The organism is Streptomyces sp. NPDC096193 (assembly GCF_040302905.1).
GTDB lineage: Bacteria > Actinomycetota > Actinomycetes > Streptomycetales > Streptomycetaceae > Streptomyces.
In genome coordinates, this window is sequence record NZ_JBEOSJ010000038.1 from 16,518 (window position 1) to 32,432 (window position 15,915).

Annotated in this window: 17 protein-coding genes and 3 pseudogenes; 15 read left to right on the forward strand and 5 right to left on the reverse strand. The window is 67.5% G+C overall.

Annotated features, from left to right (window positions below):
• Nucleotides 1-156: 156 nt before the first annotated feature.
• A complete protein-coding gene (locus ABTX78_RS33510) occupies nucleotides 157-528 on the reverse strand; it encodes a DUF6086 family protein (RefSeq protein ID WP_352210553.1) in 372 nt (123 codons plus the stop codon).
• Between the two features lie 649 nt (nucleotides 529-1,177).
• Between ABTX78_RS33510 and ABTX78_RS33515 the strand changes: the two genes are divergently transcribed.
• Nucleotides 1,178-1,531 (forward strand): hypothetical protein, encoded by a 354-nt coding sequence (locus tag ABTX78_RS33515; RefSeq protein ID WP_352210554.1) that lies wholly within the window; start codon nucleotides 1,178-1,180, stop codon nucleotides 1,529-1,531.
• A gap of 52 nt (nucleotides 1,532-1,583) precedes the next feature.
• On the opposite strand, the pseudogene ABTX78_RS33520 reads toward ABTX78_RS33515, so the two are convergent.
• A pseudogene (locus tag ABTX78_RS33520) lies at nucleotides 1,584-1,778 on the reverse strand (YgaP family membrane protein); the annotation flags it as partial.
• Between ABTX78_RS33520 and ABTX78_RS33525 the strand changes: the two are divergent.
• From ABTX78_RS33525 to ABTX78_RS33545, 5 genes and pseudogenes are all read left to right on the forward strand, one after another.
• Nucleotides 1,776-2,606 (forward strand): annotated as a pseudogene (locus ABTX78_RS33525) (GDP-mannose 4,6-dehydratase); the annotation flags it as partial. The pseudogenes ABTX78_RS33520 and ABTX78_RS33525 overlap by 3 nt on opposite strands.
• Nucleotides 2,607-2,843: 237 nt before the next feature.
• Nucleotides 2,844-3,125 (forward strand): transposase, encoded by a 282-nt coding sequence (locus ABTX78_RS33530; RefSeq protein ID WP_502994044.1) that lies wholly within the window; start codon nucleotides 2,844-2,846, stop codon nucleotides 3,123-3,125.
• Between the two features lie 139 nt (nucleotides 3,126-3,264).
• Nucleotides 3,265-3,495, forward strand: a pseudogene (locus ABTX78_RS33535) (DinB/UmuC family translesion DNA polymerase); the annotation flags it as partial.
• Between the two features lie 129 nt (nucleotides 3,496-3,624).
• Entirely contained in the window at nucleotides 3,625-4,044 is a 420-nt protein-coding gene (locus ABTX78_RS33540; RefSeq protein WP_502994045.1) for a YciI family protein, read from the forward strand.
• 415 nt (nucleotides 4,045-4,459) lie between these two features.
• On the forward strand, nucleotides 4,460-5,392 hold the full coding sequence (locus tag ABTX78_RS33545) for a hypothetical protein (RefSeq protein WP_352210556.1): 933 nt from the start codon (nucleotides 4,460-4,462) through the stop codon (nucleotides 5,390-5,392).
• Between the two features lie 324 nt (nucleotides 5,393-5,716).
• On the opposite strand, the gene ABTX78_RS33550 is transcribed toward ABTX78_RS33545, so the two are convergent.
• A complete protein-coding gene (locus tag ABTX78_RS33550; RefSeq protein WP_352210557.1) occupies nucleotides 5,717-6,016 on the reverse strand; it encodes a hypothetical protein in 300 nt (99 codons plus the stop codon).
• Nucleotides 6,017-6,032: 16 nt separating this feature from the next.
• On the opposite strand from ABTX78_RS33550, the gene ABTX78_RS33555 reads away from it, so the two are divergent.
• The 7 genes from ABTX78_RS33555 (at nucleotide 6,033) to ABTX78_RS33590 (ending at nucleotide 10,318) form a co-directional block, all read left to right on the forward strand.
• On the forward strand, nucleotides 6,033-6,992 hold the full coding sequence (locus ABTX78_RS33555; RefSeq protein WP_352210558.1) for a hypothetical protein: 960 nt from the start codon (nucleotides 6,033-6,035) through the stop codon (nucleotides 6,990-6,992).
• Nucleotides 6,910-7,179, forward strand: a complete 270-nt coding sequence (locus ABTX78_RS33560; RefSeq protein ID WP_352210559.1) for a polymorphic toxin type 27 domain-containing protein — start codon at nucleotides 6,910-6,912, stop codon at nucleotides 7,177-7,179. Before ABTX78_RS33555 ends, ABTX78_RS33560 begins: the two co-directional genes overlap by 83 nt.
• Nucleotides 7,180-7,198: 19 nt before the next feature.
• Complete coding sequence (locus ABTX78_RS33565; RefSeq protein ID WP_352210560.1) at nucleotides 7,199-7,606, forward strand: hypothetical protein; 408 nt, start codon at nucleotides 7,199-7,201, stop codon at nucleotides 7,604-7,606.
• 442 nt (nucleotides 7,607-8,048) lie between these two features.
• Nucleotides 8,049-8,849 (forward strand): nucleotidyltransferase domain-containing protein, encoded by an 801-nt coding sequence (locus ABTX78_RS33570; protein WP_352210561.1) that lies wholly within the window; start codon nucleotides 8,049-8,051, stop codon nucleotides 8,847-8,849.
• A 254-nt stretch (nucleotides 8,850-9,103) separates the two neighbouring features.
• Nucleotides 9,104-9,790 carry a class I SAM-dependent methyltransferase gene (locus ABTX78_RS33580; protein ID WP_352210562.1) on the forward strand — a complete coding sequence of 229 codons (687 nt, stop codon included), beginning with the start codon at nucleotides 9,104-9,106 and terminating at the stop codon, nucleotides 9,788-9,790.
• Between the two features lie 24 nt (nucleotides 9,791-9,814).
• Nucleotides 9,815-9,943 (forward strand): hypothetical protein, encoded by a 129-nt coding sequence (locus tag ABTX78_RS33585; protein WP_352210563.1) that lies wholly within the window; start codon nucleotides 9,815-9,817, stop codon nucleotides 9,941-9,943.
• Between the two features lie 117 nt (nucleotides 9,944-10,060).
• On the forward strand, nucleotides 10,061-10,318 hold the full coding sequence (locus ABTX78_RS33590) for a hypothetical protein (protein WP_352210564.1): 258 nt from the start codon (nucleotides 10,061-10,063) through the stop codon (nucleotides 10,316-10,318).
• A gap of 429 nt (nucleotides 10,319-10,747) precedes the next feature.
• Here ABTX78_RS33590 and ABTX78_RS33595 read toward each other — a convergent pair whose 3' ends face one another.
• Entirely contained in the window at nucleotides 10,748-12,466 is a 1,719-nt protein-coding gene (locus tag ABTX78_RS33595) for an enoyl-CoA hydratase-related protein (RefSeq protein ID WP_352210565.1), read from the reverse strand.
• Between the two features lie 386 nt (nucleotides 12,467-12,852).
• Nucleotides 12,853-14,289: a WGR domain-containing protein gene (locus ABTX78_RS33600; protein WP_352210566.1), complete on the reverse strand. Its 1,437-nt coding sequence runs from the start codon at nucleotides 14,287-14,289 to the stop codon at nucleotides 12,853-12,855.
• A gap of 234 nt (nucleotides 14,290-14,523) precedes the next feature.
• Between ABTX78_RS33600 and ABTX78_RS33605 the strand changes: the two genes are divergently transcribed.
• Complete coding sequence (locus ABTX78_RS33605) at nucleotides 14,524-15,093, forward strand: PadR family transcriptional regulator (RefSeq protein WP_352210567.1); 570 nt, start codon at nucleotides 14,524-14,526, stop codon at nucleotides 15,091-15,093.
• Nucleotides 15,080-15,910 (forward strand): SGNH/GDSL hydrolase family protein, encoded by an 831-nt coding sequence (locus ABTX78_RS33610; RefSeq protein ID WP_352210568.1) that lies wholly within the window; start codon nucleotides 15,080-15,082, stop codon nucleotides 15,908-15,910. The genes ABTX78_RS33605 and ABTX78_RS33610 overlap by 14 nt, the downstream gene beginning before the upstream one ends.
• The last annotated feature ends 5 nt before the right edge of the window (nucleotides 15,911-15,915 follow it).

Genomic DNA, 15,915 nt, shown 5'->3' on the forward strand with positions numbered 1-15,915 from the left:
AACGGTTCATAAACCATATTCAGGATTCGGGGTCAAGGCCGATCCGCGCGTTTCCGATCACGCATCGGACACCCAGCCACGCGAAAGTCCGAGGCTAACGGTGGCTGCCCCACTGGCGACAATCCAGTGAGGCAGCCGACTGGCGAGGCTACTCCGTCAGTCCTCCACCCACATGGCACGGGTAAAGTCTTCGTGGTCTTCCAACAGGCCTGTCTCGAGGCTGGGATTGCGAGTGATCGCTCCGCCGCCGTTTTCGAGCATTACGATCGAGGCGATAAGCAAGCCCTGCAAAAGGCCATGCATGACGACGTTATTCGTGGAGCAGTATTTTTCGTACATCCCCTGGGTGAACGCCTGGAACGATTCCATGTCGACGTCGCAGCCGCCGCGCTCGTTTGGCGTCAACCCGGTGGGCAACCGAATCAGTTCGCCCGCGCCCTGGGCGAGGGACACAAAGAGCCGCCCTACCCGTAGTGCCGGGTCCCACAGGACTCGGGTCCTGTCGGCCGTCTCGAATTCGTAGCTCAACTATCCCCACCACACTCTGATGCCCTCGTCAGGATACTGCTCCCGCAGGTGCTGTATCCGGCGTCCGCGAGCATCTCCACCGCCGGGCCGTCCACCAGGAGCTTGACCAGGCCCAACTGGCGGGCATGGGTGATGTCCGCGCAGCAGCTGGTCTGGCCGGGCTGCAGAACAGCACCCGCCCGTTCCGGTCGGTGAGGACCATGCTCTTTTCGTCCCGTGGCCGGTCGGCGGACCCGGATCTCAGGCCCGTCGAGGATCCCGGTCTGCCCGCTGGCTCCGAGGTGGTCGATGACCTCGGCCAGTGATCGCAGCCGGAGGCCGGGGTTGATCGTGCACCCCCGCTCGGCGAGCAGGGTCCGTATCTCGCCTTCGGTTCCTCGTCGGCAGGGATCCCGTCGAGCCGGCACCCGTTGATCCGGCGATTGCTGACGGTCCCTGCACGGTCCCCACCACCCGACCGTGATCAACCATCCGGAGCTCGACGTCTCACCGCTTACCGTGCACACGAGCTGGTTAGGGCTGTGCCGTAACTGCTGGTCACGGAACTGGCCAGGGTGCGGAAACTGCGTAGCTGCTCAGCTCGCGGTGCCGGTATCGTCCGGTCTCCCGACCCGCCGTACCGGCGGTCTACGTTCAGAGAGCGATGCAGATGACCAGCCAGCATGCAACGACGACCCTGTGGCGCCCGACTGGCCCCAAGGAGCTGGATCTGGTTCGGGAGCTGAACTGGCGTGCCTGGCCGCCCCGGCTGCCCGAGCAGCCGATCTTCTACCCGGTCCTCAGCGAGGACTACGCGGTCAGGATCGCGCGGGACTGGAACGTGAAGCACGACGGCGCCGGTTTCGTCACTCGTTTTGAGGTGGAGTCGGAGTTCTTGAGCCGGTATCCCGTCCAGCAGGCGGGCGGGCAGACGATCCTCGAACTCTGGGTTCCCGCCGAGGAGCTGGACGACTTCAACGCCCGCATTGTCGGCGAGATCCAGGTGGTCCACGAGTTCCGCTGAGGCCGGTGGGCTGACGGGGCACGCTGGCCCCTGGTCTCAGTTTCCTGGTCGGTCAGTTCTGCAGTGCTCGCAGAGTGGCGTGCAGGTCGGTGGTGCGGGGCTGGTTGTGAGGGAGTTTGGCGAGGGCGGCGGCCATGCCGCAGGTGTTGGTGGCAGCGGAGAAGATCAGTCCGGTGCCGATGGCGGCGGACAGCCAGCGGGCGGGGCGCCAGCGGGTGCCGGCGGCGAGGCCGAGGACGACGAGGGCAGCCCCGTCGACATGCTCGCCGGCGACGTCCGGGACGCGGGGCGGGTCATGGACGCGGTCGAGGGCTGCGACACCGTCTTCCATCTCGCCGCGCTAATCGGCATCCCCTACAGCTATGACTCCCCCGGGGCCTACGTCCAGACCAACATGGTCGGCACCGAGAACGTGGCCGAAGCCTGCCGCCGGCACCAGGTGCGGCGCCTGGTGCACACCTCCACCAGCGAGGTCTACGGCACCGCACGCACCGTGCCGATCAGCGAGGACCATCCGCTGCAGCCTCAGTCCCCCTACTCCGCGTCCAAGATCGGCGCGGACATGATGGCGCTGTCGCACTGGCACGCCTTCGAGTTGCCGGTGACAGTCGTACGCCCCTTCAACACCTACGGCCCCCGGCAGTCCGCCCGTGCGGTGATACCCACCATCCTGTCCCAACTGCACGCCGGAGCAAGGCAGATCAGGCTCGGCTCACTCACGCCCACCCGCGACTTCACCTACGTCACCGACACCGCCCACGGCTTCCTGGCCCTGGCCGCCTGCGACCGCGCCCTCGGCCACGCCGTCAACCTCGGCACCGGGCAGGAGATCTCCGTCGGCGACCTCGCCAAGGCGCTCATCAACGCCTCCGGCCGCGACGCCGAGATCGTCGTCGACCCGGATCGGCTGCGGCCGACGGGCAGTGAGGTCCACCGGCTGCTCTCCGACAACTCCGGCGCCCGGGAGTGGGCCGGCTGGGAGCCGCGGGTCCCGCTCGACGAAGGACTGCGGCGCACCTCCGACTGGGTCGCCGACAACCTCCACCTCTTCGCCGCCGACCGCTACCAGGTCTGATCAAGCCGCGGTCCGACAGCGTGTCTTCAGCGTCGGCGGCCCTCGCAGGCCACGTGGGCCGCCGACGCCCAGACCACGATCCTGTTCGGCAAAGTTGTTGTGACACCAACTGAGGGATCACGGTCCCCTAAAGAGAGCATTTGATCCAGGCAGTTGGTGTTCTGGGGTGATTTTGTGACTGCCGTGGTTGGCGGTCGTTGATGAGGCGTGAGTGTTCGTCGTCCGTACCGCAGTGATGTGTCCGACGTCTGCTGGGCTTTGATCGAACCGGTCTTCACCGTTTTGCGGGCGAGACGGACAGGCCCCGGCACAGCGGCTCGGGTGCACGACCTGAGGGAGATCGTCAACGCGATCCTCTATGTCAACCGCACGGGCATCCCTTGGGAGTACCTGCCGCACGACTTCCCGCCCTTCAAGACCGTCTACGGCTACTACGCGAAGGGGGAAGCCGACGGCACCACCCAGCAGGACGAAGTTCATGCTGGCCCGAAGTGGCCGGCGGGCCAATGCGGAGTCTGATGTGGCATGGACGAACTCATCGACGACTCCCCCGGGGTGATCACAGCGTTCCTGCGGCCCTGGGCCATGCGCGAACTGCCCGGCGTGGGCGCGAAGACGGCCGCGAAACCCCGGCGTCGCCGGCGTCCCCCAGGTCACACTGCAGCGCCTCCTCGGCTCGCGCGCAGGCCGTGCCCTCCACAAGCTCGCCCAGGGCCGCGACACCACGGTCGTCGACCCCGCCCCGGCCCCGGAAAGCCGCAGCACGGAGCACCGCTTCCCCCGGGACGAACGCGACCCAGCCCAGCACCGGCGCGTCCTGCTCGCCCTCGCCGACGACCTCGGTGCCCGGCTCCGCGCCCCCGGCCAGATCGCTGCGGGCGTGACCTGCACCATCCGCTACGCCGATCTGAGCGCCACCCGCCGCTGCCGGACCCTGCCCAAAGCCCACCACCGGCTTGGGACACCGATGAGTTCTGCGGCGTCCGGCCGTCTAACTCTCAGCAAGCCTGAGAAGCCCATCAGCTGCCCGGGAAGGATGAGAAAAGTGAAATACATGATCCAGATGAACGTGCCTGCCGATCAGTGGGACGCCATCATGTCGGGGTACTCCAAGGCAGACATGGAGGCCATGTTCGCCCACATGAACGCCCTCAATGAAGACCTCACCGCCGCCGGAGAGTGGGTGGAGGGGCAGGGACTCGGCGGCCCCTCCCTGGTCAAGACGGTACGGGCTGGAAGCGACGGGCGTCCCCAGGTGACGGACGGGCCGGACCACGCGGGCTCCATCCTGGCCGGGTATTGGGTGGTCGACGTCAAGAGCGAGGACCGGGCCCTGGAGATCGCCGCACGGGCATCGGCATGCCCGGGAGCGGGCGGGAAACCCAGCAACGACCCCGTCGAAGTACACCTGATCCCGGGAGACCCGGCCCAGGCCTGAACCGGGCGCAGCCCCGAGAGGGCCACCGCGGCCTGTGGGCCGGTGCCCGGCTTCGGCCACGGTGGCTCATCACGGGGGCACGACCGCTCCTAGCTGGACCGAGGCGGCCCATCCGCACTGGGAAACCCGCGAGCGCGGCTGGTCGGTGGCCTGGCAACGCCACTGCGCCACCCTGAACAACCTCCTGACGCTGGAGGCACTCTTTGTGGCGCTCGTCGCCTCACGCCTGGCCAGCACGGAATCGAAGAGCAGCCGTCCTGGCGGCACGGCGAGACTCTGGGCCGACATCACGAGTTCAAGTTCAGTAGAACCGCGAGCGTTTCCGGCCGGGGCATCTGGCCCGTGGAGTGTGCGGATCGAATCGACCGAACAAGGGCATCGTCGGCGCCCCGTAGCCGCCGTCTACGCTCTCGGCATGCAGCGCAGCGATGTCACGCGGGACGACGGCACATGGGTGGGCCTGTCCTTGGATGTACAGGACCGACACCAGCCGGAGCTGTGCGTTTTCAGCGCTGGGCGCCGGCTGCTGGTCTCCCAGCTGTCGCGACCTGTGCTGCTCGCCGTCGTCGAAGAGCCCCTCCAGGGCGTGGACTTCTGGCGTACTGACGAATACCGCTCCTTCGTCCCACCGCTGCGCGCCGACGTGGCGCGTGACCTGTCGGGCAGCCCGGAAAGGTGGGCTCACCGTTTCGCGCAATACCTCAGCGACTCGCCGGGCAGCCCGTTGCACGAGGGCCGATGGCTACTATCGTGCGAGAGCCCGCTCCAGCGCTGGCGCCACGCTGCCACTTCGCATGCCGAGTACTGGAGCTCGATGCTCGTCGAGGGCCATACGGACGGATACATCGACTGGTTTTTCCACTCCACATCGTTCGAGGTCCTGCCGCTGCGGCCAATGCCCGGCCCGGGCGACAGCCGGGTCAAGGCCTACCGCAAGCAGGTCCGTCAGGGGACGCTCCCACCCGTTCTGTTGTGGTGGGTCAGTGGTCTGGACTGTCATGTGATCCTGGACGGCCACGCACGACTCGCCGCGGCGATCGCCGAGTCCATCGAGCCTCCGCTGCTGCAGTTGCACCGCACCGTGCCGCGCGATGACCTGGCCGCACGTACCGATGACGCTGTGGGCTTCTATGAGTACGAACTGGCACGCTTCGCCGAACTCCGCGCCGTCCACGGTCCCACCGTCCCGGACGGCGCCGCCACCGCCGGCCCACAACTCGTCCGCCTCCTTCACGATCTGAACACCGCGGAACAGCCGACCTGGGCCTGGTCCCTGCCCGGAGGGGAAGGCCAGTGGCGTCGCATCGCACGCGAGGTGACCATCGGAGAGGGGTGGCTCCGTACCTGAGCCCTGCCGAATCGCTCCCTCGGCCATCACGTCCGGCCGTGCTACCAGGGACGCTCACCCCGCGACGAAGGGCCGCGTCTCCCGGGTGCAAGTTCGCATGCGTACGCGGCTCTGGCGCAAAACGGTGGGGGTGGCTGCACGGAAGACGGGATCATCGGAAAGAGCTGTTGTGAGTGGCATTCATGCGATCAGTCTGCCCTCGCCCACCGACAACGCCGACCGGCAAGGCGGCTTCTACTCCCTGGCCGACCCCGGCATCAACGGCGCGTTCCACCTCGACATTCTCTCCACCATGACTCGGTCGGTCCTGCCAGCCAGGACCAGTCAGTGCCGGAAGCGGGCCGTCTCTCCGTCGATCCTGATCAGAAAGTCCGTGATGGGGTCGCCGCCTCCCTCGGGTACGAGAATGAGCCCCGCAGCATGAATCACCTCGTCTGCTGCCAGGGCGGCCTCTACGTCACCGCGAACCCATGCATCCCGCGAAACAGAGAAGAGAGGGCGGAGGTCGTCCCAAGCGGGAGCAGGCTCGAAGTGGCAGTCCGACCAGAACATGTCGATCTCTTCGAGGGCCAACGTCCCTACGAGGCGATCTTCCTGCCTGAGCTGCCAGCTCTTCTCCGCCATGTCACCCCCTCCCCCGATGCGCGAGACCGGGACGGTTCCTGACGAGGCCGGCGGACCCATCGGAGGCGTGTTCTACGTCGTCAACCACATCGAGCAGGTCGGCAAGCCGCAGGTCGTGAAGAAGGCCGAGGGCTGCGACGGCTGGTGGGACCAGCTCGCCTACGACGGCGACTGCACGATGACCCAGAAGATCGGGTACAAGGCCGACCTCGACCTGTACATGTGCACCACGGAGGTATGGGCGAACTCGTGCCCCTCCGCGGACACGCTCTACCTGGGCGAGCACAAGACGGGCACGCTGTACGACGAGGTCACGCACAATATCACGATCGCGGAGTACCAGCAGGGCGTCGACCCCGTCGACATCCTCTTCGGCAGCTGGATCCGATGCGCCCAGAAACTCACCCCCGGTGGTGAGAACGGAAGTTGGGGCGGCTGCGCCTGGGCTGTGGTCGATGTGGCCCTACTGTTCGCAGGCAAGATCATCCGTCCCATCGCGGACGCCGTCCGGGCGCTGGACGGTGCCGCCAGGACCGGAATCGGATTCATCGACGCGTGGGCGGCCCTGCGCTCCCTCCGGTTGTCCGAGGTCGCTGTCGCGGGCATCGCCAGCAAGATCATGCAGGCGGTGTTCGAGGCGTGCGAAGCAGCCGCTTCGAGAGCGCTGCCGGCGGCCGGCGCTCGGGCGTTCGCTGCCCAGAGCTCGAACGAGGAGTGCATACGGCAGGTCCTCAGGGACCTGGTGAAGGACGGAGACCACGTCGTCCTCGGCATCAACCCCTACGCGGACGACCTGGCGACGACGATCGGCGCCAAGACGTTCAACAACGGTGCCTACGGCACGAACCTGCCACTGGACGGTCGGAGTCGAAAGGACGGTGTCCAACCCCAACGTGCGGCTGACGGTCTCACTGGACGGCGTCGCCGGCGCCGCCAACGCCGACGACGCGCTCAGGAAGCTCCTGGAGCGGGGTGAGACGATCAAGGGCGGCGACTGGGAGCTGATCAGGTCCAGCGGCTTCGGCACCGCGTGGGAGATGATAAAGCTGCGCACCGCGGTCAGGCTGGGCCAACGTAACTGGACGTCGATCGAGTGGCGCATGGGCGGCAAGAAGGTCTACCCCGAGCGCTTCAAGCTGCCCAACGGGGAGCCGGTGCCGTGATCAAGAGAGGGCTTCGGGCATGACCGATTTCATCCGTACCGGAAGGCTGTTCCGAGTGGTCGGGTTCAACCCGTCCCACCGGCAGCTGTTCCTGCGGAGCGAAGCAACGCTGATCGACGGGACCTCGACCCACATCGAGGTGCATGTCGGCAACGTGAGGCTGATGTTCCTGCAGCCCTACTACCGCAACGGCCTGCACATCCGGCGCGCCAGTCCGGAGGAGTTCGCGGTGCTGGCGGAGCGGCACGGGCTGGAGCCCGAGGAAGCGATCTATACCTGGATGCTGGACCCTGACGGTGACAGCTTCGTTGTCGGCAGCCCTCCGGACTGGCGCGAGGCGGAGTACGCGCTGATGGGCGGCCGGGAGTCGCTGTACGCCGGGCCCTGGCCACCGGACTTCCCGACGGATTCGGGGAACCTTTTCTGACGCCTCGACGACGCGGACACGAACGGTGAGGGCGGCACCCGCATCGCGGGTGCCGCCCTCAGCCGGTTACTCCTGGTCCAGCATCCAACGCGACTCGAACTCGAAGCCCACAGACGGCGGGCGGCTGCGCGGGTCCGTTCGCGTACATGCTGGGAAGAGCCGATGCCGTCGAGCAGGGCGTAGGCGCGGGCGCCTGTGGGGGCTGTTCGTAGGGCTGGTGCATCGCATTGCGTAGCGCGAAGGCCGGCGAACTGTGCGGTGGCGTAGGTGGGCAGGGGGCTCCGATCAATGTTGTGGTGGCAGTGGCTGGACCCTGCAGCCTCGGGGGGCAAGCCGTACAACCCTCCACTCGGCAGACGACGAGCCTCCGTAAATGAGGGAGCTTGCGGCCTCTCGGAAATTGGCTCGGCCGCATAGAGCAGCACAAGGCACAGTGACCGGCATGAACGAACCAGGGCTGGCGCGCGACGGAACGATTGCACGCGAAGGCGCACTGGCCCGAGTGCCGGCTGCCTTCACCCCTGTCGTCAAGGCAGCCCGCACGCAGATCGCCGAGACGTTCGACAGCACACGACTGCACAGCGCCTACCTCTACGGCAGCATCCCCCGCGGCACCGCCACCCCCGGAGTCTCCGACCTCGACCTCCAGCTCGCACTCCACCAGGAGCCCATGGTGGTCGATCGCGCCGATGCCACGGCGATCGAGATCGCACTCGACAACACGTTCTCCCAGGTCGACGGCGTCGGGATCCTGCTGACCAGCACGCGCACTCTGCTCAGCGACCTCGAACGTCACGATGCCGGATTCTTCATCGCCTGCCTGTGCACCCCGCTGCTTGGCCCCGACCTTGCCGAGCAACTACCCCGATATCGCCCCACTGCCCTGCTCGCCCGCGAGACGAACGGCGACCTGGCCCTCGCGCTGCAGCGCTGGCGCACCCGAGCGGCGGACGCCGCCACCGACGCCGAGCGAAGGGCCCTCAGCCGCGTCGTCGCACGCCGCATCGTCCGCACAGGATTCACCCTGATCATGCCCGGCGGCTGGACGAGCGACCTCATCGAGTCCGCCGCGCTCTTCGGCCGCTACTACCCCGAGCGCGCTGAGCAGATGCGCGTGGCCGCGGCCACCGGCCGAGACCCCTCGCCCGATCCGGCAGTGCTCGCTCTGCTCATGAACGACCTGGCGCCATGGCTCGCAGCCGAATACAAGGCCGTGCACGGCGAGAAAACCCCGCGACCCTGAACAGCTCTTCCCACCAAAGCTGTTGATCCTGGCTCTATGTCGGTGAAGCGGACCTCTCCCAGGCTGCCGGCTCGGCGGCCGGCGTCTGGGATGTAGACCTGTTTGAGGACGTCGGCGGGGATCACCTGCAACAGGCGCTCATAGCCCCGGTTCCTGGGCGTTTCAGAGGCAGGCTGCGTACTGCTGTGGGAGGGCGAGGTGAGGTGGCTGATACCGGCCGCCTGCCGGTCAGCTCGTTCGTCTAGCCTGACGCCATGACGATCCTGCTGCCTGACGACCGGTTGGCCCGCTCGTCCGTGGTCGCTAACAGCAGCATGAACCGTGAGCGAACGCTGACCGGAGTCAACAGCTACACACGGGAACTTGGGTTCGATCCGGCGCTATGGCTGCTGGACCGCGGCGGTGAGGCGTCCTGGTTGGACCTGTGCAGCGGGGAAGGCCGTGCCCTGAACGCGGCAGCCGGCCGCCTGCCCCCAGGAGCTGTCCTCACCGGAATCGATCTGGTCGGCCCCCTGGTCCCCCAAAGCGCCCAGGGGCAGGTCGAGTTGATCGCCGCCTCGCTGGCCGAATGGCGGCCCGACCGTCCGTACGACCTCATCACCTGCGTGCATGGCATTCACTATCTCGGCGACAAGCTCGGGACCATCGCCCGTGCGGCCTCATGGCTCACACCTGACGGCCTGTTCGCCGCGCATCTCGACCCGGCGTCAGTACGTCATCCCGACGGGACCAGCGCGGCACGCCCCGTCCTGACGGCGCTGCGGGCTGCCGGATTCACATACCACTCCCGCCGACACCTGCTCGTCCTGCGGGGCAGGCGCGACATCGAGCTTCCTTTCAGCTATCTCGGCGCCGACTCCGCGGCCGGTCCCAACTACACAGGCCAGCCCGCGGTCGCGTCCCACTACCACCGGAACCTGCGGAGTCGCACCACGCGCTGACGGCCGACGTGCGACGCCGCCATCATGACACCACGTGAAGATCTCAGCGAGACGGAGCGGCACGTCATGGACTCCATCGACAGGACGAGCGCTGACAGCGTCCGCGTGGACGAGAAGATCGAGCTGCAGTTCGCCGACAGTCCCACGACGTAACAACTGAGAGATGGCCCCGTGCGAATCGAGCGTATGCACCTTCTGGCACTCATCCATGAGCTCACAAGCCCTCGCGCCGAGTTGCGCTCTTCTGCCAGTGACCGAATCCAGGATTGGATGAGCACTTTCTCCTCCGAAGACGGCAGGATGCTGTCCGAGATCCTCGCCATGGCCGCATCCTGCGAGCTGGACAGGAGTTCAATGGAAACTCAACTGCACGCGCTCTCGGAACTTGAAGCTGCCGACAAAATCGGTGATGCGGATCTTTCGCCGCTCAAAGCAATCGCAGCCGAAAGACTCCACGTTGAGCACGCGGAGTACTTGCAGGATCTTTCCTCCTACCTGGGAGCGGGGAGAGAGGATCCTATGAGCTGATCACGGCACTCAGGACGCTCCGTCAAATTTCTGGGCGCACTGGATATGGGATTGTGGCAGCGCAACCGGGAGGGCCGCCCGCGAAGCCCGGCGAGCTACATCACTCCGATGCCGGGTCGCAGGTCGGAATCAACTGGTCGTCACAGCACCTCGCTACCACAGGCATCGCGGCCTCCATCGGCTCGGTCGGTGACGCGTACGACAACGCGCTCATGGAGAAGACCATCGGCCCGTTCAAGACCGAGGTCATCAAACCGCAGCATCCCTGGAAGGCCCTCTCGCACCTCGAGCTCGCCACCGCCGAGTGGGGCGACGGTACAACCACCGGCGGCTTCACAGCGAAACAGGGCACATGCCGCCCGTCGAATACGAAGCCAGCTACTACCGAGCAACCACGAAACACCAGGTCGTCATCAACGTCTGAGATCTCTACCGAACTCGGAACGGTTCACTGCGGGATCCGCAGAGATGGGACGGTGTGCGCTCGGGCGCTTCCTTGCGGACGAACGCGCGCCGCAGCGCGTGGTACGGAGCGTCAGGATCCGAAAACGTACGGAACATGCGGCCGAGTTCCTCATCCCGGTAGGCGGCCAGCGGCTTGACCGCTTCCTGCCGCTCCCGTTCCGGCTCCTTGGCCGCGATCCGGGCGCGTGCGCCAGGTGACGAGGCGAGCCGGGTGGCCACACGCCGGACCTCACCGGAGAACTCCTCTGGGGCACATGCGACCAATCGGTCCACCAGACCGAGCCGGAGCCCGCCGGCGGCGCTTACCGGCAGCGCCTCCTGCATGAGCCGGTCGGCAACCGCGGCGCCCACCCGACGCGGTAGCGAGTACGTCCAGTACTCGGAGCCGTACAGTCCCATGAGCCGGTAGTGCGGGTTCAGGACCGCACCCGACCTGCACCACACCTCGTCCGCGGCCAGCGCCAGCATGACCCCACCCGCGGCGGCATTGCCGCCCATGGCGGAGACCACCAGCCGGTCGGTGGTCGTCAGTACGGCCTCCACCAGGTCGTCCATGGCCTGGATATTCTCCCAGGAGGCGGCGGCGGGGTCGTCGGCGGCCTCGATCACGTTCAGATGGATTCCGTTGGAGAAGAAGTCCCGGCCGCCGCCCAGGATTAGCAGTGTGGTCGGCCGTGAGCAGGCCGCACGGTAGGCGTCGAGGAGCCTCCGGCAGTGCGCTGTGCTCATGGCGCCGCTGGGGAAGGAGAACGACAGGAACCCAGCTCCCCCTTCCTCGTGATAGCGGATGTCCGACCAGGTGCGCTGGACGCTGCCCAGATGTGGCGGGGCGGAATGCTCGGGCAGGCGGGGCAGCCGGTCTCCCAGAGCCTGTGCGGCGGGCAGTTTGAACGTGACGGGTTCTCCGGCCTTGCGTCGGAGGCGCAGTTCGGGGATCCACACGGCGCCATCGACGGTGGCGCGGCAGATCGCACCGGCTCTGGTGGCCAGCAGCTCCCCCGGATGGCCACGCAGTTCGCCCTCCGGGTGGCCCCCGTGCAGGAACCACTCGTCACCCAGGAGGCTGTCCAGCACACCGGGATGCGAGTCGCCGGCGCGCAGCTTGCGCAGAACGGTCTGCGTGGTGTCCGACTCCCAGATGACACGCCGGAGATCCTGGTGGAACCGGGGCCGCGGCCGGGCGATATCGCCCGCTCGTGCCGGGATCTGTGGCTGTGGAGTGTGGGCTCCCGATGCAAAACGTTCAACAGCGAGGAGCACCGCAGCCGCGGCAGCGTCGGACACCTCGTTCCGGTACAGGTCGCTCTTGCCCACCTGAGGCACCGCGCAGTCAAGCGTGGCCCACACATCACCGCCGTCCATCTCCGCGTTGGCCTGCAGAACCGTGACGCCCCAACGGTCGACTCCCTCGTGGATCGCCCAGTCGAGCGAGGACGGCCCTCGATCACCCACGGGGCCGGGATGCACAATCAGAAACGTATGCGCGGCCCAGACATCCTGGGGCACAACCCTCTTGAGCATGGGCGCCACAACGAGTTCGGGGTGGTGTCTGTCGACTGCGTCTCTGAAGGAGGTGTCATGCAGCGCGAGCTCCACCACCACACTGTGGCCCCGGTCCCGCAGTTCGGCGTGAACGCGCTGCGTGAGGCTGTTGAAGGCGCTCGCCATCAGCAGGATGTGCACGGCAATCTCCTGTCGCCCTGGCGCCCCGACATCGAGAACGAGTCCGGACGCCTGCGATCCTCGGTGCCCCGAGGCCGAGCAGACCGGGTACCGGGCCGTTACGTCACTCGAAAGCGGACACAGCGGCCACCACTCGGCGGCGGCGCATGCGCGCGTGCACGGCGCACCGTTCGCACTGGACAGTCCCGCCTGGCCTACCAGCCTCGCGCGTGCCGAATATCAGGGCGCCCAGCTCAGTATTCGGTTGTTCATGAAGGGCTGAACCTGCGACGGGTCACCGGCATGAACGTGGCACTGGGAGACAGGCTCAGGTTCGCCGCAGAGGTCGGAGAACGTCCGCGTCCCCTCGCGGGCTTCTTCCTCACGATGACCGGGTGCCCCGTTCGTCACCGCAGTCGCCGGATGTCGCCGCGAACCCGGTAGAAGCCGCCCGATGCCGGGTGCAGGGCGTCAACCACATACCGTGCGCCGGCCTCCCGGATGGCCCTGGGGAACTGCACGTTCCACGACCCTTCATAGCCGTCGGACAGCACATGGACCCGGGTCCGGCCGCCTTCCTGGACGCACTCCACGACGACCGAGCCGGCCGGTGCGGTGCTCACCGTTGTCACGGCCGCGACTGTGGTGGCCGGTTCGTAGGTGGGCAGCGCTGCCGCGAGCTTGACGTCCCTAGCGACGGGGACCGTGCCCTGCTGGGCGGCGGTGATCGCGGCCTCGCTCGCGTCCACGCACACCAGGGAACCGTCCGAGGTCACCAGATAAAGCCGCTCGTCCCGGTACTGCATGGAGAGCGCCGAGCCCGCGCCCGTGCCGAGCTTCCACAGACGCGTGCCGTCCTCTGCGAAGCAGTACACCGAGGAAGCGGCGTCGGCGGCGAAGACGAAGCGGCCACCGGGCGAGGTCGCGCAGGAGTACACGGTGCTGTCACACGCGTACACCGCCTCGACGCGGCCGTCCTCCTTCGCGAGGCGCTGGACCTTCCTGTGGGCCGTGCCTGCGTAGACGGCGGTGTCTTCCTGCCAGCCGAAGAGCACTGCGCCCTGGCTGTCGGTGTGCCAGATTTCGCGGCCTCCGTCGGGGGCGTATGCCGTGATGCCTCTGGTGTCGCCGTAGTAGACGGCGTCGCTGTCGGCGCGGACCATCCAGGCGTGCTCGCCTTGGCCGGTGCGGGACCACTGGTGTTCGTCCTCGTGGTCGATGACGGTGAGTCGGCCGGATCGGTCGGCGACGTTGAGGACACCTTCATGGATGTCGAGCCAGAAGATGTCGACGTCTGCGGCGATGTCGTAGGCGGCGAAGGGCAGTTTTGAGGACAGGTCGTAGACCCGGCCGTCGTCGCAGCCTGCGTAGATCCAGAAGTCGTCGGCGACCAGGCACTTCACTCCCTCGGGGAGGGAGAAGTGGGCCTGGATCTCGCCGGTGTGGCTGAGGGTGTAGACGTCGCCGGCCTGGTTGCCGACCCAGCAGTGGTCGTCGTCGACGTGGATGCCGAAGGCGGATGAGCCGGTGCGGAATCGCCACAGGACTGGCGCGACCGCGCGGGCGGTGGAGGGTGCGGAGGTGACGGCGCGGCGGGTGACGGAGCGGGCTGCGCGCTGTCCCTGGACTGCGGGGGCGTACCCCTTGCGGACCTTCTCGCCTATCTTCTTCGCTGCCGCGGCGCGTGCTTTGTCCGCTGTGGTGAAGTTGGAGGTCTGTGTCTGTCCGGCGGCGCCGATGCGTCCGTAACGGACCGACACCACCAGTCCGTCGACGGTCACTTCGTAGAACTTGTGCGCGCCGGCGCCGTCCTGCGAGAGCTCCAGATAGGTCTTCGTCGTCATGCCGAGAACGGTAGGGCCGACCACTGACAACGGGCCGGACCGAGGCGGCAGCCGCTCCCGCTGGGCGGGACTGCGCGCTGTCCGGCTGGTCTGGGCGTGGCCTCTCATCGAGCCGGGGGCGTGCCCGCCTGTCCCGAGACTCCGATAGTCATGGATGTGACTATTCCGGTTCTTGAGTATGATGGGCTAGAGCAAGACGCGGGAACTGAGAGAGCGGGTGGAGGGAGTGGTTCGATGGCTCTGAGACATGCCGTGTTGGCGGCTCTGCTGGACGGTGAGTTCAGTGGGTACGAGCTGGCCAAGGCGTTCGATCTGGGTGTCGCGAACTTTTGGCATGCCCTCCCCCAGCAGCTCTACGCGGAGCTGGCCAAGCTGGAGAAGGACGGGTTGGTCACGGGCCGGCAGGTGGTGCAGGAGACGCGGCCCAACAAGCGGCTGTTCCAGGTCACTGATGCAGGGCTCGGCGAGCTGGAGCGGTTTGCGGTGGCTGCGTCGAAGCCCTCGTTCATCCGGGACGACCTGCTCGTCAAGGTTCAGGCCGTCGACCGTGTCGATGCCGGGCCGGTGATCGAGCAGCTGGAGGCGCGCGCGGCGGCCGCCGAGTCGAAAATCGAGCTGCTCGAGAAGCTGCTGAACCGGATGCGTGGCGACGTGGACGAGGAGGCGTTCCTGCGTGACGGTGAGCCGGTCGGCCCGTACCTGACGTGCCGGCGCGGACTGGTCTTCGAGGAAGAGCACCGGAGCTGGTGCTTGAGCACCGCCGCGGTGCTGCGGGAGCGGCAGGTGTCCCGTGCCGGAAACTGAGCACCGCGAACGCCGCGTTTTCGAGCGCTATGTGGCTCTCGGCGACAGTCAGACCGAGGGCGTCGGTGACGGTGACGACGTCACCGGGCTGCGTGGCTGGGCCGATCGGCTGGCGGAGCTGCTGGCCGTCGCCAACCCGAGGCTCCAGTACGCGAACCTGGCCGTTCGCGGCCGCGTCGCTCGCCAGGTTCGCTCCGAGCAGTTGGGTCCGGCTCTGGCTCTGCGCCCTGATCTGGTCACTGTCGTGGCCGGGGTCAACGACATTCTGCGGCCGCGGTACGAGGCCGTCGAGGTGGCCGACGAGTTGGAGGCGATGTTCGCCGCGCTGACGGCGTCCGGGGCCCAAGTGGTCACGCTGGCCTTCCCCGACCTGTCGAAGATCGCGCCCATGGCCCGTCCGCTGGCGCCCCGGTTGACCGATCTGAACGCCCGGGTGCGTGCCGCGGCGTCCCGGCACGGGGTCACGGTCGTCGACACCGGTGGGTACGCGGTCACCACCGATCCGCGGTTGTGGACGGTGGACCGGCTGCATGCCGGCCCTCTCGGACATGAGCGGATCGCCGCGGCTGTCGCCCACACCCTGTGCCTGCCCGGCAGTGACGACGCCTGGTCGCACCCGCTGCCGCCTCTCTCAGCGCCGGGCGCGGTGCAGGCACTGACGGCCGAACTGCGGTGGGCTGCCGGTTTCCTGGGTCCCTGGATCGGCCGCCGCCTGCGCGGCCGGTCCAGCGGCGACGGCCGTTCGGCGAAGCGTCCGCAGCTGCTGCCCGTCGGTCCGCCTGGCCCGCAGGTGCCGGGGGAATTCGACGCCCGTTAGACAGG